This is a genomic window from Mesorhizobium erdmanii USDA 3471, from assembly GCF_000472705.1.
Taxonomy (GTDB): Bacteria; Pseudomonadota; Alphaproteobacteria; order Rhizobiales; family Rhizobiaceae; genus Mesorhizobium; species Mesorhizobium erdmanii.
Genome location: NZ_AXAE01000005.1, coordinates 36,730 through 58,165, shown reverse-complemented (window position 1 = coordinate 58,165; position 21,436 = coordinate 36,730). Strand labels below are relative to the sequence as shown.

The window sequence follows — 21,436 nt, the reverse complement described above, 5'->3', positions numbered from 1 at the left end:
CAGGCCCGCCAAAGAACGTCATAGACGCCCGACGCAGCGTAGAAATCTAAAACATTTCAGATACTTACTATAATCCTGTGACGTCAGGCAGAAGGACAGCTCACTTCACCTCGAACTGCGGATCGACCGGGATCTGCATCGCCGTCACCAGATGATTGGTCTGGCCGGCCAGCCCGATGATCGAGACCAGCTCGCCATGCTGCGCGTCAGTCATGCCCTTGGCGCGCGCCGCCGCCGTGTGCGAATGGACGCAGTAGGAACAGCCATTGGCGGTCGAGACGGCGATGTAGATCATTTCCTTGGTCAGCGGATCGATGGCGCTGTCGGCCACCATCACCGCCTTGAGCTGTTCCCACACCCGTTTCAGCGACACTGGATCATTGGCCAGCCCGCGCCAGAAATTGTTGACGAAGTCGGATTTGCGCGTCGCCCTGATGTCGTCGAACACCGCCTTCGCCGCCGGGATTTTTTCGACCTCGGCATCGCTGAGGAGTTTGGTCGTGGCCATGGTGTGGTCCTTCCGTTTCGATCTTCCTGTGAATTGAATCAGGTCTTGAGCAATCGCGGCCAATCCACTCGCCCGATTCACTTTTCCAGCGCCGGCGTGGAGATTCAGGTCAGGCCGAGTCGAAAACGGCGGGTTCCGAGAACCGGAGCGGAGCGTACTTACAGTACGTGAGCACCGGAGCGCAGGAAGCCGTCGTTTGCAGGCCGGCCTCACCTGAATCTAATGCACCGCCGCGTACATGATCTTCTCCTCCGTGGCCTCCGCCGGCGAAAACTCCTCGACGATGCGGCCCTGGCGACACACCAGAATCCGGTCCGACAGGTTCATGATCTCCGGCAGGTAGGACGAAATGACGACGACGGCGAGACCTTCATCGGCGAGTCGGTTGATGATCTGGTGGATTTCGGCGATGGCGCCGACATCGACGCCGCGCGTCGGCTCGTCGAAGATGACGATGCGTGGCTGCTGCACCAGCCCCTTGCCGATCACCACCTTCTGCTGGTTGCCGCCGGAGAGCTCGACCACGCGGGCATTGTCGTTGATCGCCTTGATGTTGAGCGTCTTCGTCCATTCGGCCGAGAGCTGCCGCATCTCCTGCTGGTTGATCACCCAGGCCTTTTCGCGGCCGGCCGCCAACAGCCCGCCGAACAGGTTTTCGGCAATACCCATCGTCTCGAAGATGCCTTCGCTCTTGCGGTCCTCGGTGACATAGACGATCCCGTCGGCCACCGCTTCGCTCGGCACGAGATAGCGAACCGGTTTGTCGTCCAGTTCGATCGCCCCGCCGCGCAAAAAGTCGCGCTTGTAGATGCCCGACACGATCTTGAACGTTTCGGTGCGGCCCGAGCCGATCAGCCCGAACACGCCGGTGATCTGGCCCTCGAAGATCGAGAACGAATTATTGCGCACGACATTGCTCATCGAAATGTCCTGCACAGACAGCACCTTCTTGCCCGCCTTGCGCAGTTTCGCCTCGTCGCGCTGGCCGTAGATCTGGCCCGACAGCGTGCGCCCGACCATGGCGGCGACAATTCTGTCTCGGTCGAAGGCCGACGTGTCATCGGTAATGACCAGTTCACCGTCGCGCAGGATGGTGATGCGGTCGGCGATGGCAAGCGCCTCTTCCAACGCATGGCTGATGAAGACGATGGAGACGCCGATCGCCTTCAGCCTCCGGATCAGCGCGAAGAAGTGGCGCTTTTCTTCCGGCGTCAACGTCGCCGTCGGTTCATCGAAGATGATGATCTCGGCATTGTGGTGCACCGCGCGCGCGATCTCGACCATCTGCCGCTTGGCCGCACCCAGCGTCGCCACCATGGCGTTCGGATCGACCGGGAAATTCAGCGACTGCAGGAATTGCTGTGCTGAAATATACGTGCCGCGCAGACGGTTGAGGAATTTTTCAGTACCGAGATAAAGGTTCTGCGCCACGGTCATCGACGGCACCAGGCTGGTCTCCTGGAACACCATGGCAATTCCGGCTTCCAATGCGGCATGCGGCGAAGCGTAAGCGATCTCCTGTCCCTTGTGGAACATCTTGCCCGAAGTCGCATCGACAACGCCGGCGATGATCTTGGTCAGCGTCGATTTCCCGGCGCCGTTCTCGCCGAGCAGCGCGTGGATTTCGCCCTTGCGCAGTTCAAAGGTGACGTTCTTGACCGCGGGCACGCCACGATAGGTCTTCGTGACATTTTCCAGGCGAACGATCGGCTCCATCAGAAACCTCCCGAAGCGATGTCGATGGCGAGCACGCAGTCGCCGCCCCTGGAGGCGATGAACAGGCGACCTTCGTTCTCGGCCACGCTGCAGATGCCGTGGCGTGTGCCGTTAGCGCGGCTGTGCAGGCTGAATTGCGGCTGCAGATTCTGGTCCAGCCTGACCACCAGCCCGTAGGAGCGGCTCGGCGACCACGGCTTGTGAATGCCCATGGTGCGGATAGCGCCACATTGCAGCGGTTCGAGGAAGCTGCGGCTGGAAGCCAGCGCCGGCGCGATCCAGTAAGCCGGCGGCACCTGGTCGATCATGTCCTGGCGGTAGTGCGTTTCCTGCAACACGAATTCGATCAGTCGGTTGCGCGGCGCGAACAGGCTCAACCATGCCCCGCCATCGCCAGACGGCGAAAGCCGCGCCGGATAGCCGGGCAGGTGCGTCAGCACTGTGGTCCGATTGCCTGTCACACCGTCGAAACGGACGAGCTGATGACGCCAGCTCTCGCTGACCAGTACGTCCCCGCCGAGAGGATGGAGCCCATAGGGAAAGGCAATGTCGCCGGCCACCTTACGGAACTCGCCGCCCGTCGCGTCCCGTCTCCAAAGCGAACCGGATGCGCCCTTCTTCATCAGATCGACGGCCCATTGCGACGGCGCATGCTCGGCCGAGCCGTTGGCCAGCCACAGCGTGCCGTCCCCGGCATAGGCAAGCGCGGTGATGCAGCTGACACCAGCCGGTAGCGAAACCTCCTTGCCGGCAACCAGCAGCTTGCCGCTTTCAAGTCCGACCGTCAATTCACCCGACGGCGACAGCGCCTGCGCCGTGATGGGCGAGGCAAAGGTCTCGACCACCTTGGGCTCGGCTCCGGCGGCGATCGAATAAATGGCGTTGCCACTGGCGGCAAGCAGCCGGCCATCGCGGACTAGCAGATTGTCCGGCTCGCTCAACTCTGCGAAAGCTGGTGCCTCATCCAGCCGCGTGTTGGGCCGGAAGGCACCGTCGAGCGGCGGGATGGTGACGGCCTTGCCGCGAAACATGTCCAGGATCGGATCGAGGATCATGGGGTCGCTCCCCAGTAGGAAGCCGGGCTCGTCCAGTTCGGGTCGGCGCCAGAAATCCTGTAACGGCCGATGCGGTTGTTGAGGATGCCGCCGACGAACAGAAAACCCTTGTGCTCGCGCATCGAGGTGACCATCGGGTGCGCGCCGCCGGAGAGATCGCCCATAGCCTCGACGATGCCGCCCTTCTCGTTGAATTTCACCACGCCGCCGGTGTTGATGTTGGGGAACAGCCACTCGTCTTGCGGCAGGCGGCGCGTCATGCGCTTGCGCATGTCGGGGTGGCGCAGCGACAGATCGAAACTTGGCGTGCGCATGCCCAGCCACGCCATCCAGTAATTGCCGTCCGACGCCCGGTTTATGTTGTCAGGATAGCCCGGCATGTCGCGGATGACGCATTCGGCGGTGCCGGCCTTCGGCCCTTCCAGCCAGTAGCGATGCACGCGGCAGGCCCAGCTTTCGGCGAAGAACAGCGACTTGCCGTCATGCGCCATGCAGACACCATTGGTGTAGCGGTAGCCGTCGAGCAGCGTCTTCGTCGAACCGTCCTTCGGGTCGTAGACCAGCAGTCGGCCGGTGGCGCGGTTCTCGATGGAATCCAGCGCCCAGTCATGAGCGTCGTAACGCTTGGTCGAGTCGGTGAAATAAATGCGGCCGTCAGGCGCGATGTCGCAGTCGTTGGGATCACGCAGCCGCGCATCGTCGACGATCGAGGTCCATGAGCGCGACGTCTCGGCCGAAAGCCGTTTCACCTCGCGCTGCGGCGAGACGGAATAGAGGCCCATGGCGCCGACGCAGCTGATCAGATTGCCTGTCTTGTCGAAGGCGAGCCCAAGCGGAAAACCGCCGATATGGGCAAACACTTCCGACCTGACATAGTCCGGCGCGAAAAAGCGGACGATCTCGCCATGGCGAGTGCCGCAATAGAGATTGTCGTCGCGATCGAGAATGACGTCTTCCGGTCCTTCCAGTTCGCCAAGCCCGATATGGTCCGCCTCTGACAATCGATTGTCGAGTTCGTAAGGCGTGCCGGAACCCGGCACCGCCGACTGTGTCTCGCCCATCTTGAGATAGACCGGCGCGACATAGACTTCGTTGAGCACCTTGTGGCGGTTCTTCAGCCAGCGGATGTCGATCGTCACCGCCACGGCCAGCATGATGCCCAGCACCATCTGGTTGGTGCCGGTGCCATAGCCCAGCCGGATCAGCCCGTTGGTCATGGTCAAGACGATGATGGCGCCCATCAGGCCCTTGATCACCGAGCCGCGGCCACCGCCGAGGCTGACGCCGCCGACCACCGCCGCCGTCAGCGCCATGATTTCCAGGTTCAGGCCGGTGCCCGGCCCGGCCCCGCTCAACCGGCAGGCAATGAGGAAGCCGCCGATCGAGGCGCAGAAGCCGGAGAAGACATAGGTCATGAACACGGTGCGGCGTACGCGGATGCCGGCATTGTGGGCCGAGCGCCGGGAGCCGCCGACCGCCAGAACATGCCATCCCGGCCGCGATCGCGTCAGCGCGATATGGGTGACGATGGCGAGGATAATCGCCAGCCACACCGAGACCGAGAGCCCCCAGAAGGTACTGTCGCCGATGAAGTCGAGCACATCGGACGTGGCCTGGGAAAGCTGCACGTCGGCGGCATAGGTGGTGACCAGGATGTCGAACAGCGCCCGGCCGAAAATGAAGGTGACCAGCGTGGTGAGGAAGGCACGCAGCCTGAGGTAGCCGACGAGGTAGCCGTTTATGGCGCCGAAGACGAGGCCAGTGGCGAGCGAGGCGGCCAGCGCCAGCCAGATCGACTGTTCGAGGATGAAGAAGACATAGACGGCCGAGAAGCACGACAGCGCGAAGATCGAGCCCACTGAGAGGTCGATGCCGCCGCCCAGCATGACCACCGTCATGCCGGTCACGACCATGGAGAACTCGCCAAGCTGGCGGGTCGATTCCTGCAGCGCGTTCAGCTTGAAGAAGCCCGGAATGATCGAACCGAAGGTCGCCAACGTCACCACCAGCGCCAGGAACGGAATGGCGTTGTCGGTCCAGCGTTTGGTCAGGATTTCACCGACCAGATGGTCGGGCACGAGATTGTAGCGCCAGGACTGGAGGCGTTCGCGAAAGGACATCGGCTGCCATTGCTCAAGAGAAAGAGGTGGCCGAACTGATCCGGCCACCTCGTGGAATTTCGACGGCGTGGCTTACTTCGCCGCCGCCTCGGCCTGCAGCGCCTTCAAATCCCAGCAGCTGTCGGGCTTGAGGTCGGCCTTGGTCGTCGCCTTCTCCAGCGTGTAGATGTAGGTGTGCGAGGTGCCGGCCGGCTGGCCGCTCTGCAGCAGGAACTTGATGATGGCGTTCATGTCGCCCGATTGGCGGGCGAGATCGGTCATCACGACAGCGCCGTAGGTGCCATCGTTAAGCTTGTCGCAGTCGGCCGCCTTCTCGCCGCCGCCGGTGGTGACCAGAAACACCTTGCCGTCGAGCTTGGCGTCGCGGATCGCGGCGGAGGCGCCGGTGGCATCACCATCCCAGAAATCGATGATCGAGCAGATGTCCGGATTCTGCTGCAGCATCGTCGTCGTCACGTTGCGCGAGGTCGTCGCGTCCCAGTTGGAGTCGGGCTTGGCGACGACCTTGAAGTCGGGATGCTTGTCCAGCACCTTCATGATGCCGGCATACTGGTAGAGGCTGGACGAATTCGCCTGGTCGCCCTGCACCAGGCCGATCTTCTTCGACGAGTTCTCGCCACAGCCCTTGATGGCGGCCTCGGCCTCAAGCTGGCCGAGCCGGTCCCAGTCGCTGCCGACAAAGGCATCTGCCGGGAAGTTGGCGGGGTTGTCGACCAGGATCACATAGGTTCCGGCGGCCTGCGCCTTCTTCATCAGCTTCGAATAGGAGTTGAGGTCCGGCGCGTGGATGATCAGCACGTCGGGCCTGGTGTCCGACGAGATCGCGTCGGTGATCGCCTGCGCGCCGGCATCGACCACCCAGTTCGGATCGCGCGTCTCGAAGGTGCCGCCCCAGGCCTCGACTTCCTTCTTCAGATAGTGCGCCCAGCCCTGCGCCAGGTCGAAGCCCATGGCCAGCGGCACCAGCATGACGCGCTTGCCCTTGAGCGCCTGTGCATAGGCGGCCGGCCCCGGATCGTCGGCGGCGAAGGTCGGCGCCACGAAGGCGGTGATGGCGAGCGCCGTAGCGGCGGCCATAAGTGTCTTGATCAGTCTCATGTCACGTCCTCTGGTTCGGTTTTCATTGCCGGCCGATCATCGCGATCGCGCCGGGTACCCCCGAGCAAGATGGGCTAGCCCATCTGCTCTAAATGTCGCCCTGTTGCGCGGTCTGTTCGTCGCGCGGATTGATGATGCCGTCGACGATGATGGCCCCTAACAGGATCGCCGCCTTGATCAGGTTCTGGTAGAGCAGCGGAATGTCGATGATGGTCATGGCGTTGAGCAGGATGCCGATCAGCGCGGCGCCAACCAGCACGTTGCGCACCCCGCCCCTGCCGCCGGACAGGCCGATGCCGCCGATCACCGCCACCAGGACGATGTCGTAGAGCAGCGTCGAGTTGACGACACGGGTGTTGATCGAGTGCAGGCTGGCCGCCGTCAAAAGACCTGCGATCAGCGCCACGAAAGCCGAGAGCACATAACGCAGCACCAGCATCGGCCGTACCGGAATGCCGATGTTGCGGGCGGCGACCGGATTGTCGCCGGCGAAATAGATATAGCGGCCCCATTTGGTGTAGCGCAGGAACAGGAAGAACAGGAAGGCCAGGCCGGCGAAAACGAACACCTCGATCGGGATATCGAGGAAGCGCAGGCCGCCGAGCAGTTCGACCCAATGGCCCTGCGGCACCGGCACGGCATCCTGCGTGATCAATTGCGAGCGCACATAGCCGAAGACGAAGGAGCCGGTGGCCAGCGTCACGAAGATCGCCGGCACATCGGCATAGGCGACGAGAAAGCCGTTGAGCAGCCCGATGGCGAGCACGCCTGCCAGCACATAGGCGAAGGCCAATCCGTCCGAAGTCCCCGTGTTGAGCAGTTGCAGATACCAGGCAACCGACATCGCCATGATAGCTACCGCCGACAGATCGATGCCGCGGCCGATGATGACGACCGCCATGCCAAGCGCCAATATGCCCAGCACCGACACGGATCTGACGATGGCGACGAGGTTGTTGGGGTCGATGAAACCCGGCAGGCCTATGGCGGCGGCAACGAACAGCACCACCGCGATGGCAAAGACAATGCCTTCCTGATTCAGGCTCTTTAGGTTTAGCCAGCCAATCGCATTCATGTCTGCATTTGCCCCGATGGCAGCGCTGCCATCCCGATGGCAGTTTTGGCATCCCGAAAGCAAAGCTAAGCGGCTCGGCGCCGGTTCGTCAAATGAATCCGCGTTCAGAACAGACGTTGGTGCCGATATTCGTGGAGTGGACGCATCGATTGCCAAAACTGGCGCAATGCCCGGAAACTCCTGCACTTTTGGCAATTGATTGCGCCATCGCCGCCATTCGCGAAAGTTCGGCATCAAGGCGAAAGGATGAAGCGGAATTTATCTCCGCCTCGGACGCGAAAACTCGATCTCAGTTCCCCGCTGCATGGCCGGAAACCTCTGCCCCGGCGGCGGGCGGCAGCACCAGAAAACGCAGCGCCGCGACCAGCCCGATGGCGCTGATCACGAAAAAGGCGATTCGAAAATCGACGAGGTCGAGCGCTGGCCGGGCTCTCGCGATCTGCGACAGGTTGAGGATCGCCGCCGCCACGGCGACGCCGAACAGCATCGCAATCTGCTGCAGCATGGACGACAGCGTCGCCGCCGAGCTGCGCTGCGCCGCCTCGATGTCGGCGAAGGCCAGCGTGTTCAACCCCGTGAACTGCATCGAGCGCGACAGGCCGGCAATCAGCATCAGCGCCATCACCAGGGCTTGCGGCGTCTGCGGCGAGATCGCTCCGCAAGCCACGGTCGACGCCGCGGCGATGATGCCGTTGACCACCATCACCGTGCGAAAACCGAAACGCCGCAGCGTCGGCGTCGTCACCGTCTTCATGCCGAGATTGCCGAGGAAATAGGCCAGGATCATCAAGCCGGCATCGACGGGCGAGAGGCCGAAGCCAACCTGGAACAAGAGCGGCAGCAGGAACGGCGTCGCATTGATCGCCACCCGGAATATGGTGCCGGTGGCAAGCGTCGAGATGGCGAAAGTCTGCACCCTGAAAGAAGAGAGGTCGAGCAGCGGATGGGCCACGCGCCCGAGATGCCGCACCGCCAGCCAGCCGATGACGACGCCCGCCGTGATCAGCAGCACGGTCGGCAGCACGCCATCCTCGGGATGCGCGATGCGCTCGAGGCCGTAGAGCAGGCAGGCCAGCCCGAGCGAGGTCAGGAAAAATCCCGGCCAGTCGAGCGGCTTGGGGTCGGCCTCGCGGTCGCCTGGAATGAAGCGTGCGACCAGCGCCAGGCCGATCAGCCCAAGCGGGATGTTGATGAAGAAATTCCAATGCCAGGACAGATAGGTGGTGATGAAGCCGCCGAGCACCGGCCCGACGACCGGCGCGAATAGCGCCGGCCAGGTGATCAGCGCGGTGGCGTTGAGCAGTTCGGATTTCGACGCATTGCGCAGCACGAGAATGCGGCCGACCGGCGTCATCAGCGCACTGCCCAGCCCCTGCACGGCACGTGCGGCGACGAATTGGGTCAAGTTCTGGGAGAAGCCGCAGGCGAGTGATGCCAGCGTGAACAAAGCGATTGCCACGAGAAAGACGTTGCGCGCGCCGAAGCGGTCGGCGAGCCAGCCCGACAGCGGCACGAACACCGCCATGGTCAACATGTAGACAGTGATGCCGATGCTCATCGCCACCGCCGGCACGCCGAAGGAGGCGCCCATCTGCGGCAGCGAGGTCGAGATGATCGTCGAATCCAGCAGCTGCATGAAGAAGGCGATGGCAACGATCAGCGCCACGCGCCGTGCATTGGTGACCGTTTCGGGTGAGGTTTCAGTCTCGGGAATGGCCGTCATGTCGGTACGGGTTTGAACAACATTTGGCTGGCGCAGTCCATAGTCAGCGCAACAAACTTTCGTGTCGCGCCGCGGCCTGCTATGGGGATGGGCGGGGTGACCGAGGAAAGTGCGCGCATAAGATGAAGCCCATCTATATCGACTATCTCAATGCCCTCGACATCGAAGCGCTCGCCATGACCGATGGCGAGATCATTGCAGCCGTCGAAGCTGGCCTTGTCGCCCAGGGCAAGGGCCAGACGGTGATCGAGCCGCGCGTCCATCTCGAGCCCGATCCCGCTTTCCACGGCCATTTCAACGTGCTGCGCGGCTACGTGGCGCCGCTCGACGCGGCGGGCGTGAAGATCGTCGGCGACTATGTCGACAATTATCTGCACGGCCTGCCCTCGGAATTCGGTATTCTCAACCTGTTCGATCCGCGCACCGGCACGCCGCGCGCCATCCTCGATGCCACCGTCATCACCGACATGCGCACCGGCGCCGTCACCGCCATCGGCGCCAGGCATCTGGCGCGCAGGAACTCGAAGGTACTCGCCCATATCGGGGCGCGCGGCACCGCCTACTGGAACGTGCGGCTGCTCGACCATCTCTTCGACTTCGACGAGATCCGCGTCCATTCGCGCCGGCCGGAAAGCCGGGACGGCTTTGCCGCCAAACTGTCCGCCGACCTCGGCAAGAAGGTCACCGCCGTGGCCGATTGGAAGAGCTGCGTCGAAGGCGCCGACATCGTTGTCGAGGCCTCGCGCCTGCCGGAGCCGCAACCACTGCTCAAGACCGAATGGATCAAGCCCGGCGCCCTGGTCGTGCCCTACGGCACGATGAGCGCGGTCGAGCTGTCGCTGACCGACATCATGCAGAAGATGGTCGTCGACGACTGGGGCCAGTGCAAGGGCGGCAAGTTCGGCTCGCTGCGCGCCCATGTCGAGACCGGGCGGCTGAGCGAGACGACGCTCCATGCCGAGCTCGGCCAGATCGCCGCCGGCCTCAAGCCAGGACGTCAGAGCGACGACGAGACCATCCTGTTCTGGCATCGCGGCCTCTCGCTGTCCGACATCGCGCTGGGCAAGGCGATGCTCGCCAAGGCAAGGGAAAAAGGCATCGGCCAGAGGCTGCGTTTCGCATGAGCGCGCTCATCCTCACCGGAGCTGGCGTCAGTGTCGGCGATGTCGCCGCCGTGGCCCGCCAGGCGCGCAAGGTGGAGATCGGACCCGAAATCATCGGCAGGCTGGAGACGGCGCGAAAAGTGCTCGACCGGGCCGCCGCCGCGGGCCAGCAGATCTACGGCCTGAACACCGGCCTCGGCGCCAATCTCGGCACATCAGTCGAGGGTGACGCCAGCGCCTTCCAGCGCCAGCTTCTGGAAGGTCGCAGCAGTGCGGTCGGCCAAGCGCTGCCGGTTGAAACGGTGCGGGCCACCATGCTCGCCCGTGCCTCGATGCTTTCGGCCGGCGGCTCCGGCCTGTCGCCTGCCGTGTTCATCGCTTTGGTCGAGGCCCTCAATGCCGGTGTCCATCCGGTGATGCCGTCGCTCGGCTCGATCGGCGCCGGCGACCTCGTGCTGATGACGGCGCTTGCCCGCCTCCTGATCGGCGAAGGCGAGGCCGATTATCAGGGCCGGCGCATGCCGGCGGCCAAGGCGCTTATGATGGCCCGCCTTGCACCCATCAGCCTGGCGCCGAAAGATGGGCTGTCCCTGATCAACGCCTCGGCCGTCTCCTGCGGCAGCGGCGCCCTCGCGATAACCGATGCCCTGTCGGCACTGGCCCAGCAGCAGCAGGCCGGCGCGCTGACCATGGAAGGTTTCGGTGCCAACCGCACCATCCTCGATCCGCGCCTGCAGATGGCACGGCCGGCCGCCGGGCAGGCGGAAGCAGCCAAGGCGCTGCACGATCTTCTCGCCCGCGACGAAGTGCCGGCGCCGACCACTATCCAGGATCCGCTGTCGATCCGCTGCATGCCGTCGATCCACGGTGCGCTGATCGAGGCGATCGGCCAGGCAAAACGAGCCGTAGAGATCGAGCTCAACGCCGCCGCCGACAACCCGCTGGTGCTCGCCGATGATGGCGTGGTGATGTCGACCGGCAATTTCCACACCGCAGGGCTCTCGCTCGCCTTCGAGACGCTCGGCCTGGCGATCGCGCAATGCGCCGCAGCCAGCGTCGCCCGCTTCATCCAGCTCACCGGTTCGGGCCGCAACGGCCTGACCAAATATCTGTCCCCCATCGGCGGCGCTTCGGCCGGTTTCGTGCCGCTGCAGAAGACGGCGACATCGATCCTCGCCGCCATCCGCCACAAGGCCAATCCGGTGATGCTCGACTTCCTTCCAGTCTCGGAAGGCGTCGAGGACCACGCGACCCAGTCGCTTTTCGCCGTTTCGAAATGCGCCGGGATGATCGCGCTGTGGCGGCGGCTGATCGCCTTCGAGCTGATGGCCGCCGCCCAGGCCGTCGACCTGCGTGAAGGGTTGACGCTGGCGCCACGCACGGGCGCGATCTACGCGGCGGTGCGAGCGCATGTTTCGATGCTGAAAAACGACCGGCCGCTGGGGTCCGACGCCGAGGTGCTCCACGCCATGCTCGCCGATGGAACGTGGCAAGCCGCAGCGACCATCGGCAAAGAACCCGATTAATCAGCGCTTTGCGTCGACCCTGTTGATGAACAGGCCGAGCTCGGCGGGGTCCATGTGCACGATGTGCCTGTCCTCGGGATAGGCGCCACTGTTGACGTCGGCGACATATTCGGAGAACGCCGCCACCCGCTCTGCCTGTAGCCGGTCATACTCGGCGGCGAAGTTGCGGTAGACCTTGGAGTGGCGTGGCATGTGGCCCCGGTTCTGGCCGAGGATGTCGTCGGCGAACAGATATTGTGCGTCGCAGCCGGTGCCCGCCCCCATCGACAGCATGATCAGTGAGGTGCGCTCCGAGATCGCCTTGGCCACCTCGACCGGCACCACTTCTATCTCGGCGCCGATGGCACCGGCCGCCTCCAGTTGCTTCACCGCCTCGAAGATCTGGATGGCGGTGTCGGCGGTCTTGCCGACCGCCTTGAAGCCGCCGGTCCAGGTCGCGCGGGATGGGATGAGGCCGACATGGCCGATGACGGGAATGGCATCGTCCGCCATCCGCTTGATCGTGGCATAGCCTGCGCTGCAATAGACCGCGTCGGCGCTTGCCTTGTAGAGCCGGAACGCCCAGCGCACGAAATCGTCCGCTGTGCCGATCTCGAAGAAGTTTTCGCCCGGCATGGTGAACAGGCTGGGCGCGGCATCGCGGTACTGCGGGTTGAGCACCAGTTCAGGCGGCACCGAAACGATGTCGACCCCTGCCCGTTCGGCCGCCTCCGCCTCGTCCAGGTTGAGCACGCGCAGCATGGTCAGCTGGCGCTTGCCCTTCATCGCGCGCAGGTCAGCGACGGTCGGTCTCTTGCGGCTCATTCAAACGTCCCCTCTGTGCTTGCCTGGTACTGGATCAGATCTGGATCATCACCTTACCGGCCTCGATCTTCACCGGATAGGTCGCGAGATTGACGCAGACCGGTGCGCCCTTGGCCTGGCCTGTCTTGTAGTTGAAGCGGCCATTGTGCTTGGGGCATTCGATGATGTCGTCCATCACCAGCCCGTCGGCCAGATGCGCCTTCTCGTGCGTGCAATAGCCACCGGTGGCGAAGAACTTGTCATCGGGCGACCGGTAGACGGCGAAGGTCCGGCCGCCATGGTCGAAGCGGATGACATCTTCTTTCTCGACATCGTCCACCGCGCACGCTTCAACCCAATCAGCCATCTCGGTCTCCTCAGCTATTCAGCCGCCGCCGACATATCGACCGCGTGGAATTCGCCGCGATACGGCCTGGCCGTCGGCGGCAGTTCGCGCTTCAGATAAAAATCCTCGTATTTCAGCTGCCTGAGCAGAACCGGCCAGACCTCGCGATAGGCATGCCACATCGACGGGTTCGGCTCGGGCAGATCGTGCTTGATCAGTTCGTGCAGCCTGGGCAACGCGTGATACGGCACCATCGGGAACATGTGGTGTTCGACATGGTAGTTCATGTTCCAGTAGATGAAGCGGCTGACCGGGTTCATGTAGACGGTGCGGCTGTTGAGCCGGTGATCGGTGACGTTGTCGGCCAACCCGATATGCTGCAACAGGCCGGTCGCCACCATGTGCCAGGTGCCGTAGAGGCGCGGCAGGCCGATCAGCACCAGCGGTATCCACGACCGCAGCGCGATCGCAAGCGCGATCGTCGCGACATAGATGGCGACATGCCAGCGGGCGACGACCACGGCCTTGTGCTGCTCCATCTCGGGAATGTAGCTCTTCTCGTCGTCCGACAGCGTGCCGAAGGCCTGGCGAACCAAAGTCGGCAGCGAATAGCGGAAATCGAGAATACCGGTGAAGGCGAGCGCTGCCTTCACCAGGTCCGGCGGACGCATGACCGCGATCTCGGCGTCGCGGCCGACGATGATGGTGTCGGTATGGTGGCGCGCATGGCTCCAGCGCCATTGCACGGGATTGCGCATCAGCATGAAGGAGGCGATGTGGTAGACGACATCGTTCATCCAGCGCGTGCGAAAAGCTGTGCCGTGGCCGCATTCGTGCCAGCGCGAGTCGCTCGATGAGCCGTAGAGCACGCCATAGACGAACAGGAACGGCACCACCCACCACGAACCCCAAAACCAGACGATGCCGGCGGCGGAGCCGAGGATGACGGCGAGCCAGATGACGGTGTCGCGGATCGCTGGCCCGTCGGAGCGCTGCATCAGCTCCTTCATCGCCTTGCGCGGCACGTCGGTGTGGTACCATTCGGCCGAAGCCAGCCCGGTCTCGATCGCGGTCCGCGTGCTTTCGCCGACCAGGCTGTAGTCGCGCTTTCTTGCTGTCGTCATATCTGCCTCCGATCCTCGCGCAGCGCTGGCAATCCGGTCCGCGGGCCGGAGGGGTTGCCATGGATAGATGTCGCGCTCATGTCCTGCCTGCCAGTTTCGGGAAGTTGCCGGAGGGCTGCGGATAATCGTGCTCGGGCTGGCGGGCGATGGCCGCGATCCTGCCTTCGGCAGCGGCAATAGCATCCTGACCGTCGAGCACGCGGAACACCGCATCATAGGAGCGGCTTTCGCCATGCTCCAGCCAGATCATCTCGCCGCGCTCACGCGCGGCGAGATCGCCGAGCACATGATGCGTCGACGGCTCCATGCCCAGCGCATACTGGCCGGCCTGGAAATTCTGCCATTGATAGGTGCAGGGAAGCTGGTCCTTGCGCGTCACCACTTCGAAGCCGAGGCCGAGCCGGTCGTTGACCACCGCCATCGGCACCTCGCCCTTTGCGCCGGCGCCCATCTCATGCTGCCAGACCTGTTCGCTGAACGCCATTTGCGGTTCCGGCACGGTGCGGTAGCCGACGTTCTGCGCCTCATAGCGCGCGCCGGCATGGCCGGCCCAAACCACGTCGCGGATCGGCGCCAGGTAGCGAGAGCCGCGGTCGAGCAAGGGGTGGCTGACATTGACGTGGTAGAAATACATATGCGGCGTGCTGTTGAAGCCGTGATTGACGACGCGGTCGGACAACCGGATCTCGTTGCCGCCGACATCGGCCTCGATGCGGCGGATGAGGTGCAGATCCTCGCCAAACACCGCCGATTGCTGGACGATGCCCTCGGCCCACAACACGCACCGGTCGCCATCCCAGCGCTCGCCATAACCGGTCAGCCGCGCCGGTATAGTGCCGACGCGGCCATGCAGCGAATGGGTGACGGTCTTCTTGGTGGGATAGTTGTAATTGTCGGCCGGCACGTTTTCGCGGCCCAGAATATGGTCGAGGCCGCAGGTGACGAGCAGGCCGGAGAACGAACGTGCCCAGGCAAGCCCGCTCTCCCCCTCATGATCGTGCAGGCCGGGATGACGAAAACCGCTCGGCGAATGCCAGCCGATCGCCTGGCCCTTGAAGTCGCAATCGGCGATGTCGAGCGCGCGATCGACCAGCGCGGTGAAGCGAAGCCCAGAGCCGGTGCGGAACTCCAGCATCCGGATGCCGCGCTCGACGCCGTCGCCAAGCGTCATCAGCCGCACGCCGGCGAATTGCGACAGCATGCCGGACCGCTCGGCCACTTGCCGTCGCGACAGCGTCTTGCCGTAAAGCTCTACCATGCGACGCCCTTCACTTTGCCCTCGCCTCCTTGAGCAAGGCCGACATGTCGGCGCCGGTGATGATGCTTTCCACGGTCAGAAGGTCGGTGTCGGCGACCGTCTGTTCGGCGACGATCTCGCCGCGCCGCATGACGATGATGCGGTCGGCGACCTGGAACACGTGGTGGATGTTGTGCGTGATGAGCAGCACCGAATGGCCGGCATCGCGCACCTCCTTGACGAAGCGCAGCACGCCATGGGTTTCCTCGACGCCGAGATTGTTGGTCGGTTCATCGAGGATGATCACCTTGGCGGCGAACTGCATGGCGCGCGAAATGGCGATCGACTGGCGTTCGCCGCCCGACAGCGTCGAGACCAGCGCATCGGCGTCGAGTTTCTTCGAGATGCCGACGCGCTTGAGCAGTTCGGAAGCGGCCTTGCGCAGCTTGGCGAGATCGAGCGGCGCGAACACGCCGAGCCAGCCGAAATTGACCGGCTCGCGGCCGAGGAAAAGATTGCGCGCGATGCTGAGATCCGGCGCCAGCGAGGTGTCCTGGTGGATGGTCTCGATGCCGAGGTCCATCGCGTCGCGGGTCGAGCGGATCGAGACCTTCTCGCCGCGCACGAAGATCTCGCCACGGTCGATGGGGAACACGCCCGAGATCGCCTTGATCAGCGTCGATTTGCCGGCGCCATTGTCACCGAGCAGCGCCACCACTTCGCCTTCCCTGAGCGTCAGCGAGGCATTCTTCAGCGCTCGCACGCTGCCGAAGGATTTCTGCAAATTCTGCAGCCGAAGCACGTCCATCGTCAGCTCCTTGCGGCGTTCTTCTGCAGCAAAGCGTGCAGGATGAGCATGGCGAGGATGATGAGGCCGACGAAGATGTTGTAGGCCAGCCCCGGCACGCCGATCAGCACGATGCCGTTGCGGATGGCGCGCAGCATCAGCGCGCCGACGATGGTGCCCAGGATGGTACCCCGGCCGCCGGTCAGCGCGGTGCCGCCGACCACCACCATGGCGATCACTTCCAGCTCATAGCCGGTGCCGGCCACCGGCGAGGCGGCGGAGATGCGAAAGGCGCTGATCATGCCGGCAAGGCCGGCCAGCACCGAGGTCGCGATGAACAGCCAGATCTTGACCGCGTCGGCCGGCACGCCGCGCGCCACCGCCGCGTTGCGATTGGAGCCGATGGCGCTGATCCAGTTGCCGAGCTTGGCGTAACGCAGGATGTAGATGGCAAACACCGACAGGCCGATGAACCACCACAGCGACGTGTAGAAGCGGAACGAACCGACATTGAAGCTGCCGGCGAGCAGCGTGACGAAGAAGCCGGGCTGGTCCCAGGATTTCAGCGGAAACCCTTGCGTGATGTAGAGCGCCGCGCCGCGCACGACGAGCAGCATCGACAGCGTCACCAGGAAGGACGAGATGCCGATCTTGGTGACGATCAGCCCGTTGATCGCGCCGATCGCGATGCAGAGCAGAAGCCCGGCCAGAAGGGCGACGCCGATATCCCAGTTGCCGTTCTGCACCAGCAGCATCACCAACACCGGCGCCAGTCCGAACACGGCGCCGACGGACAGGTCGAATTCGCCCGCCGTCAAAAGCAGCGTCATGCCGAGCGCGATGATGCCGAGCTCCGGCAGGAACGCCATCATGTTGGAGATGTTGAGCGGCGACAGGAAGTTGCGGTCGGCGATGGCGAACACCGCAAGCAGGACAATGAGGATGACGAGCGAGGAGAATTGCGGCGAGCGTATCAGGCTCGATCTGCGTTTCCCGACAGGCATTTCGTCTTCTGCGGCGATCGTCATGACTGTTTGAACCATGCTTGAAAGGCGCCCGCCGCTTTCGCAGCGGGCGCTGCTTTTCTCACTTCTTGTCGTAGAGCTTCAGGATCGGGTCGACGCTGGAGGCGTCGTAGAGGCCGAAAGTGTGGATGTCGTAGCCGATCGGCTCGCCCGAGGCGGCGAGCCCGAGCAGCGCCACCGGCATGAAGCCTTGCGCCGACGGGTACTGCCAGGCGGCGGCGTTGACGAAGCCGTCCTTGACGGCCTGCGCCGTCTCCTTGGAATTGCCCCAGCCGACGACCGGGATCTTGCCGGCCGGCACGCCGGCGCCATCGAACACCCGCTTGACGCTGGCCGCCACGGAATCGCCGAGCGCGATGATCGCCGGCGGATTGTTGGCCACCATGTAGTCGGTCATCTTGGCGATGATGCCAGCCGGATCGGTGCCGCAATCGACGACGTCATATTTGATGCCCAACGGATCGAAAACGCCGGCGATGCCTTCGGTTTCCAGCTGCTGATAGCTGGCGCCGGGAACTTCCACCGGCAGGAACACCTTGTCGCCCTGCTTCACCATCTTGTGGTCGACCAGGTACTTCGCCCAGATCGCGCCTGCTTCCTTGAGGTCGGCGCCGACATAGGCCTGGCGGCCGGTCGCCGGATCGTCGGTGTTGAAGAACACAATTGGGATGCCGGCGGTTTTCGCCGCCTTCACCTCCTCTGTCCAAAGCCCCGGCTGCGCCGAGGTGGTGGCGATGCCGTCGGGCTTGGCGGCGAGCGCCGAGTTGAAGGCCTCTTTCTGCGCCGCCATGTCGCCGCCGCTGAAGGAGATTTTGCAGGTCACCTTGAGCTGGTCGCAGGCTTTGGTCGCACCGGCATTCCAGTCGATCCAGAACGCATCCGAGGGGCCGCCATGCGACAGGAGATAAAAGGTCTTCTGGCCTTCCGCCGCCTGCGCCGTCGTGACGAGGGCGACGCCGGCGAGCACTGTCGCGGCGGCCGCCAATTTCCAAGCGAATTTCAACATTCTTTCCTCCCTTGTTTGGAGCCGCGCCGCCGCGAACCGGCAGCGCGGAATAATCCTCAAAGGCCGTTGGCGCGGAATTTCCCGTCGAGGAATTTCTTGGCGCGCGGCACGTCGTCCTCCGACAGATGCTCGATGATCACCGGGATGTTCGGGTGCTTCTCAGCCAGCCGCTTGAGATAGAGGTCGTAGTTCAGCGAGCCGAGACCCGGCGCCGGCAGCTCGATCTCGCCAACGCCGCGGAAAGTATGGCTTTCCATCGCATCGGCGTCGCCGATATCGGCGTGCTTCTCCGACTTGTCGTCGCCCGAGCGCTTGACGTCCTTGGCATGCGCGATCCTGATCTTGTCGGTCAGCGTGTCGAACACCTGGTTCAGGATCTGGTCCATACGGTCGATATTGTGGGTCTCGAAATAGTTGGTCGGGTCCATCAACAGGCCAAGGCCGGGATGGTCGACCTGCGCGAACATCTTCACCGTCTCCTCGACCGAGCCGACGACGTTGTTGACATAGGTTTCGAGCAGGAACACCGCGCCGTGGTCGTAAGCCGTCTGCGCAAGGTCCGCGATCACCTTGCGGCACTCCTCGAAACCTTCCTCGGTCTTGTTCTTGGGGTGATGCACCCAGTCGGATTCGGTGTTGTAGGTGCCGGTTTCCGAGATCACGTAAGGCGAGCCGAAATGGCGGGCGTTGCGGATGATCTCCTTGAGGTAGCCGACGCGCTTCTCGCGTTCGGCCTTGTCCGGATGGATGATGTTGGTATAGCCCGACACGCAGCAGACCGGCAGATTGTGGTCGCGGAAGACATCGCGCACCTTCTTGGCCTTGTCCTTGGTGATCTGGCCAGCCGACAGGTCGACATCCTTGAAATGCAGGTCGAGCTGCACCGTGTTGAAACCGAGGCCGCGGATCTTCTGTGCCGTCTCTTCGAGGCCGTACGGGAAATAGCCCGTGAAAATACCTGCCTGCATCATGGTGTGAATTCCTCCCTGTAAGCGATTCAGTTGTCTGGTGTTTCGGTTGCGTTGATGGCGATCTCGGAAAGCCTGACCGTGCGGCCGGATGCCATCGACCGGTAGCCCGCCTCAACCAGCGCCATGGTCTTGACGTTGTCGGCGACGGAGAGCGCCGGCGGCGTGCCGTTCTTCACCGCATGCTGCAGCTGCTCCATGACGCCGATGAAGGCATGCGGGAACCACATCGTCTCCCAGCTCGGGCTGACCCATTCGCCGCCGGTCGTCTCGGCCGAGGCATAGGTCAGCGTCGAGGCCGCACCTGTCGGCCAGCCGATCGTGCCCTTGGCGACACCCCTGGTGCCGTCGACACGCCAGTTGATGTGCTGGTCGTCCTTGTAGCCCTCCTGGCGCGGACCGGACCAGACATCCTCCAGCGACACGGCGAGCACGCCCGTGGGGAAGCGCAGGGTCGACACGGTGATGCCGTCCAGATGGTCGAATGTCGTGCGCGGATCCTTGCGCGTCAGCGTGGTGATCTCATCGGGATCGCCGAACAGAAAGCGCAGCACGTCGAGATGGTGCACGCTCATATTGGCGAGCGTCAGCCGGTCGTAATCCTCGAGGAAGGTTTGCCAATGCGGGATGGCGTGCATGTCGATCTGCGCGAAGACGATGTCGCCGAGCGCGCCGCTGTCGATGATCTGCTTCAACACGCGCATCGACTGGTCGTAACGCATGTTCTGGTTGACCGAGAGGATCTTGCCGGCTTTCGCCGCCTCGTCGCGCAGCTTGACCGCTTCCTCGACCGACAGCGCCAGGGGCTTCTGCGCCAAGATCGCCTTGATGTGCTTCTGCTTCAGCGCATGGCGGATCAGCGCCGGCTGCTGGTCCGGCGGGAAGGCAAGGTCGATGATCTCGACGGCATCGTCCTCGATCAGCTGTTCGGGCGTATCATGCACGGTCGGGATGCCCCAGCGTGTCGCGACCTTCTGCGCGTTCGCAGGGGTGCGCGACGCGATCGCCACGACTGGAAAGCCAGCCTCCTTGTAAGCAGCGAGATGGCACTCGGCCATGATCATGCCGGCGCCGACGCAGCCGATCCTGTATTCCTTGGTGCGGACCTTCACGTCCGGCTCGAAGCCTTTGCCTGCCATGTCTTCCTCCCGAAATTCTGTCCTCGCGGCCGCAATCATCTCGCCAACGCGCCTCCGCTCTGCCCGAAATAATGCACGCGCGCCGGCTCGCAGGATATCGCCACCATCGCATCGGGCCTGATGTCAGGCTGGCCGCGCAGCAGCGCCTTCAGCCGCGCCTGCCCGGCGGCGAGTGTCACCACGGTATAGCCGCCAAGCGGCTCGACCTCGAACACCCGCGCCGGGCGGCCCTGGCCACCATCCGCCCACGGACTGACCTTGATATCTTCCGGCCTTAGCCCGATCTCGATTGCATCGGCGGGAGCAGCCTTGTCGGCAATCCGGATCGTGCCTTCGGCCGCCTCGACGCCGCCCTCGCCGCGCGCCGATTTCAGGATGTTCATGACAGGCGAACCGAGCAGCCGCGCCACATAGGTGCTGGCCGGGCGGTCATAGATCTCGGCCGGGGCGCCGACCTGCCTGATCTTGCCATTGTCCAGGATGGCGATGCGGTCGGCGATCGACATTGCCTCCTCCTGGTCATGGGTGACATAGATCAGCGTCTTGCCGAGCTCGCGCTGGATGCGCTTCAGCTCGACCCGCGTTTCCTCGCGCAGCCTCGCATCGAGTGCCGAGATCGGATCGTCCATCAGATAGGCGTTGGGATCGCGCACCAGCGCACGCGCGATCGCCACGCGCTGCCGCTCGCCGCCCGAAAGCTGCGCCGGCGGCTTGTGCAGGATATGGCCGATATGCAGCTTGGCCGCGACATCGGCGACCCGTTTTTTGATCTGGAGCTCGGCGACCCCGCGTTCGACCAGGGGGAAGCGCACATTGTCGAGCGCACTCATATGCGGGAACAGCGCCAGGTTCTGGAACACCATGGCGACATTGCGCTCGGCCGGCGACACCGCGTTGACCGGTCTGCCGCCGATCAGGATCTCGCCGGCGTCCGGCGCTTCCAGCCCGAGCACCAGGCGCAGGATCGTCGACTTGCCCGACAGCGGCGGCCCGAAGAAGCAGAAGAACTCATTGTCGTTGACCGTGAACGAGGCGGCGTCGACGGCGAGCGTGCTGCCGTAGCGCTTGGTCACATTACGAAAGACGATGTCAGCCAT

The 21,436-nt window shown here is 63.8% G+C and carries 19 protein-coding genes; 2 read left to right on the top strand and 17 right to left on the bottom strand.

Annotated features, from left to right (window positions below; all coding sequences use genetic code 11):
• Positions 1–100: 100 nt before the first annotated feature.
• The 7 genes from A3AU_RS0100305 to A3AU_RS0100275 all read right to left on the bottom strand — a co-directional run bounded on the left by A3AU_RS0100305 (position 101) and on the right by A3AU_RS0100275 (position 9,295).
• Positions 101–508, bottom strand: a complete 408-nt coding sequence (locus A3AU_RS0100305) for a carboxymuconolactone decarboxylase family protein (protein WP_027050984.1) — start codon at positions 506–508, stop codon at positions 101–103.
• A gap of 219 nt (positions 509–727) precedes the next feature.
• Positions 728–2,224 carry a sugar ABC transporter ATP-binding protein gene (locus A3AU_RS0100300; protein WP_027050983.1) on the bottom strand — a complete coding sequence of 499 codons (1,497 nt, stop codon included), beginning with the start codon at positions 2,222–2,224 and terminating at the stop codon, positions 728–730.
• Complete coding sequence (locus tag A3AU_RS0100295; RefSeq protein ID WP_027050982.1) at positions 2,224–3,279, bottom strand: NHL repeat-containing protein; 1,056 nt, start codon at positions 3,277–3,279, stop codon at positions 2,224–2,226. The genes A3AU_RS0100300 and A3AU_RS0100295 overlap by 1 nt, the downstream gene beginning before the upstream one ends.
• A complete protein-coding gene (locus A3AU_RS0100290; protein WP_027050981.1) occupies positions 3,276–5,399 on the bottom strand; it encodes an ABC transporter permease in 2,124 nt (707 codons plus the stop codon). Before A3AU_RS0100290 ends, A3AU_RS0100295 begins: the two co-directional genes overlap by 4 nt.
• A 72-nt stretch (positions 5,400–5,471) precedes the next feature.
• Positions 5,472–6,497 (bottom strand): sugar ABC transporter substrate-binding protein, encoded by a 1,026-nt coding sequence (locus A3AU_RS0100285; RefSeq protein WP_027050980.1) that lies wholly within the window; start codon positions 6,495–6,497, stop codon positions 5,472–5,474.
• Positions 6,498–6,585: 88 nt separating this feature from the next.
• The gene (locus A3AU_RS0100280; RefSeq protein WP_027050979.1) at positions 6,586–7,572 is read right to left on the bottom strand and encodes an ABC transporter permease; all 987 of its coding nucleotides are present in this window, start codon (positions 7,570–7,572) and stop codon (positions 6,586–6,588) included.
• A 289-nt stretch (positions 7,573–7,861) separates the two neighbouring features.
• Positions 7,862–9,295: a DHA2 family efflux MFS transporter permease subunit gene (locus A3AU_RS0100275; RefSeq protein ID WP_027050978.1), complete on the bottom strand. Its 1,434-nt coding sequence runs from the start codon at positions 9,293–9,295 to the stop codon at positions 7,862–7,864.
• A gap of 122 nt (positions 9,296–9,417) precedes the next feature.
• On the opposite strand from A3AU_RS0100275, the gene A3AU_RS0100270 reads away from it, so the two are divergent.
• Positions 9,418–10,419 carry an ornithine cyclodeaminase family protein gene (locus A3AU_RS0100270; protein WP_027050977.1) on the top strand — a complete coding sequence of 334 codons (1,002 nt, stop codon included), beginning with the start codon at positions 9,418–9,420 and terminating at the stop codon, positions 10,417–10,419.
• On the top strand, positions 10,416–11,924 hold the full coding sequence (locus A3AU_RS0100265; protein WP_027050976.1) for an HAL/PAL/TAL family ammonia-lyase: 1,509 nt from the start codon (positions 10,416–10,418) through the stop codon (positions 11,922–11,924). Before A3AU_RS0100270 ends, A3AU_RS0100265 begins: the two co-directional genes overlap by 4 nt.
• Here the strand turns inward: A3AU_RS0100265 and A3AU_RS0100260 are convergent, their stop codons facing one another.
• The 10 genes from A3AU_RS0100260 to A3AU_RS0100215 form a co-directional block, all read right to left on the bottom strand.
• On the bottom strand, positions 11,925–12,728 hold the full coding sequence (locus A3AU_RS0100260; protein ID WP_027050975.1) for a 3-methyl-2-oxobutanoate hydroxymethyltransferase: 804 nt from the start codon (positions 12,726–12,728) through the stop codon (positions 11,925–11,927). It lies immediately after the preceding gene.
• 34 nt (positions 12,729–12,762) lie between these two features.
• The gene (locus A3AU_RS0100255) at positions 12,763–13,074 is read right to left on the bottom strand and encodes a MocE family 2Fe-2S type ferredoxin (protein WP_027050974.1); all 312 of its coding nucleotides are present in this window, start codon (positions 13,072–13,074) and stop codon (positions 12,763–12,765) included.
• Positions 13,075–13,088: 14 nt separating this feature from the next.
• A complete protein-coding gene (locus A3AU_RS0100250) occupies positions 13,089–14,177 on the bottom strand; it encodes a fatty acid desaturase family protein (RefSeq protein WP_027050973.1) in 1,089 nt (362 codons plus the stop codon).
• Between the two features lie 76 nt (positions 14,178–14,253).
• Positions 14,254–15,435, bottom strand: a complete 1,182-nt coding sequence (locus tag A3AU_RS0100245) for an aldose 1-epimerase family protein (RefSeq protein ID WP_027050972.1) — start codon at positions 15,433–15,435, stop codon at positions 14,254–14,256.
• A 10-nt stretch (positions 15,436–15,445) separates the two neighbouring features.
• Positions 15,446–16,228, bottom strand: coding sequence for an ATP-binding cassette domain-containing protein (locus A3AU_RS0100240; RefSeq protein WP_027050971.1), 783 nt, complete (start codon positions 16,226–16,228; stop codon positions 15,446–15,448).
• Positions 16,225–17,205: an ABC transporter permease gene (locus tag A3AU_RS0100235; RefSeq protein WP_032916689.1), complete on the bottom strand. Its 981-nt coding sequence runs from the start codon at positions 17,203–17,205 to the stop codon at positions 16,225–16,227. Before A3AU_RS0100235 ends, A3AU_RS0100240 begins: the two co-directional genes overlap by 4 nt.
• An 82-nt stretch (positions 17,206–17,287) precedes the next feature.
• Positions 17,288–18,232 (bottom strand): sugar ABC transporter substrate-binding protein, encoded by a 945-nt coding sequence (locus A3AU_RS0100230; protein ID WP_027050969.1) that lies wholly within the window; start codon positions 18,230–18,232, stop codon positions 17,288–17,290.
• Between the two features lie 56 nt (positions 18,233–18,288).
• A complete protein-coding gene (locus A3AU_RS0100225; protein WP_027050968.1) occupies positions 18,289–19,203 on the bottom strand; it encodes a sugar phosphate isomerase/epimerase family protein in 915 nt (304 codons plus the stop codon).
• A 26-nt stretch (positions 19,204–19,229) separates the two neighbouring features.
• Positions 19,230–20,339 carry a Gfo/Idh/MocA family protein gene (locus A3AU_RS0100220; protein ID WP_032916651.1) on the bottom strand — a complete coding sequence of 370 codons (1,110 nt, stop codon included), beginning with the start codon at positions 20,337–20,339 and terminating at the stop codon, positions 19,230–19,232.
• Between the two features lie 35 nt (positions 20,340–20,374).
• Complete coding sequence (locus A3AU_RS0100215; protein WP_027050966.1) at positions 20,375–21,436, bottom strand: ABC transporter ATP-binding protein; 1,062 nt, start codon at positions 21,434–21,436, stop codon at positions 20,375–20,377.

Bases quoted from the DNA above. Each gene is read 5' to 3' on its own strand.
- A3AU_RS0100255 (WP_027050974.1), bottom strand. From the start codon at position 13,074: ATGGCTGATTGGGTTGAAGCGTGCGCGGTGGACGATGTCGAGAAAGAA.
- A3AU_RS0100295 (WP_027050982.1), bottom strand. From the start codon at position 3,279: ATGATCCTCGATCCGATCCTGGACATGTTTCGCGGCAAGGCCGTCACC.
- A3AU_RS0100290 (WP_027050981.1), bottom strand. From the start codon at position 5,399: ATGTCCTTTCGCGAACGCCTCCAGTCCTGGCGCTACAATCTCGTGCCC.
- A3AU_RS0100220 (WP_032916651.1), bottom strand. From the start codon at position 20,339: ATGGCAGGCAAAGGCTTCGAGCCGGACGTGAAGGTCCGCACCAAGGAA.
- A3AU_RS0100285 (WP_027050980.1), bottom strand. From the start codon at position 6,497: ATGAGACTGATCAAGACACTTATGGCCGCCGCTACGGCGCTCGCCATC.
- A3AU_RS0100235 (WP_032916689.1), bottom strand. From the start codon at position 17,205: ATGCCTGTCGGGAAACGCAGATCGAGCCTGATACGCTCGCCGCAATTC.
- A3AU_RS0100260 (WP_027050975.1), bottom strand. From the start codon at position 12,728: ATGAGCCGCAAGAGACCGACCGTCGCTGACCTGCGCGCGATGAAGGGC.
- A3AU_RS0100215 (WP_027050966.1), bottom strand. From the start codon at position 21,436: ATGGCTGACATCGTCTTTCGTAATGTGACCAAGCGCTACGGCAGCACG.
- A3AU_RS0100305 (WP_027050984.1), bottom strand. From the start codon at position 508: ATGGCCACGACCAAACTCCTCAGCGATGCCGAGGTCGAAAAAATCCCG.
- A3AU_RS0100280 (WP_027050979.1), bottom strand. From the start codon at position 7,572: ATGAATGCGATTGGCTGGCTAAACCTAAAGAGCCTGAATCAGGAAGGC.
- A3AU_RS0100250 (WP_027050973.1), bottom strand. From the start codon at position 14,177: ATGACGACAGCAAGAAAGCGCGACTACAGCCTGGTCGGCGAAAGCACG.
- A3AU_RS0100265 (WP_027050976.1), top strand. From the start codon at position 10,416: ATGAGCGCGCTCATCCTCACCGGAGCTGGCGTCAGTGTCGGCGATGTC.
- A3AU_RS0100245 (WP_027050972.1), bottom strand. From the start codon at position 15,435: ATGGTAGAGCTTTACGGCAAGACGCTGTCGCGACGGCAAGTGGCCGAG.
- A3AU_RS0100270 (WP_027050977.1), top strand. From the start codon at position 9,418: ATGAAGCCCATCTATATCGACTATCTCAATGCCCTCGACATCGAAGCG.
- A3AU_RS0100230 (WP_027050969.1), bottom strand. From the start codon at position 18,232: ATGTTGAAATTCGCTTGGAAATTGGCGGCCGCCGCGACAGTGCTCGCC.
- A3AU_RS0100225 (WP_027050968.1), bottom strand. From the start codon at position 19,203: ATGATGCAGGCAGGTATTTTCACGGGCTATTTCCCGTACGGCCTCGAA.
- A3AU_RS0100300 (WP_027050983.1), bottom strand. From the start codon at position 2,224: ATGGAGCCGATCGTTCGCCTGGAAAATGTCACGAAGACCTATCGTGGC.
- A3AU_RS0100275 (WP_027050978.1), bottom strand. From the start codon at position 9,295: ATGACGGCCATTCCCGAGACTGAAACCTCACCCGAAACGGTCACCAAT.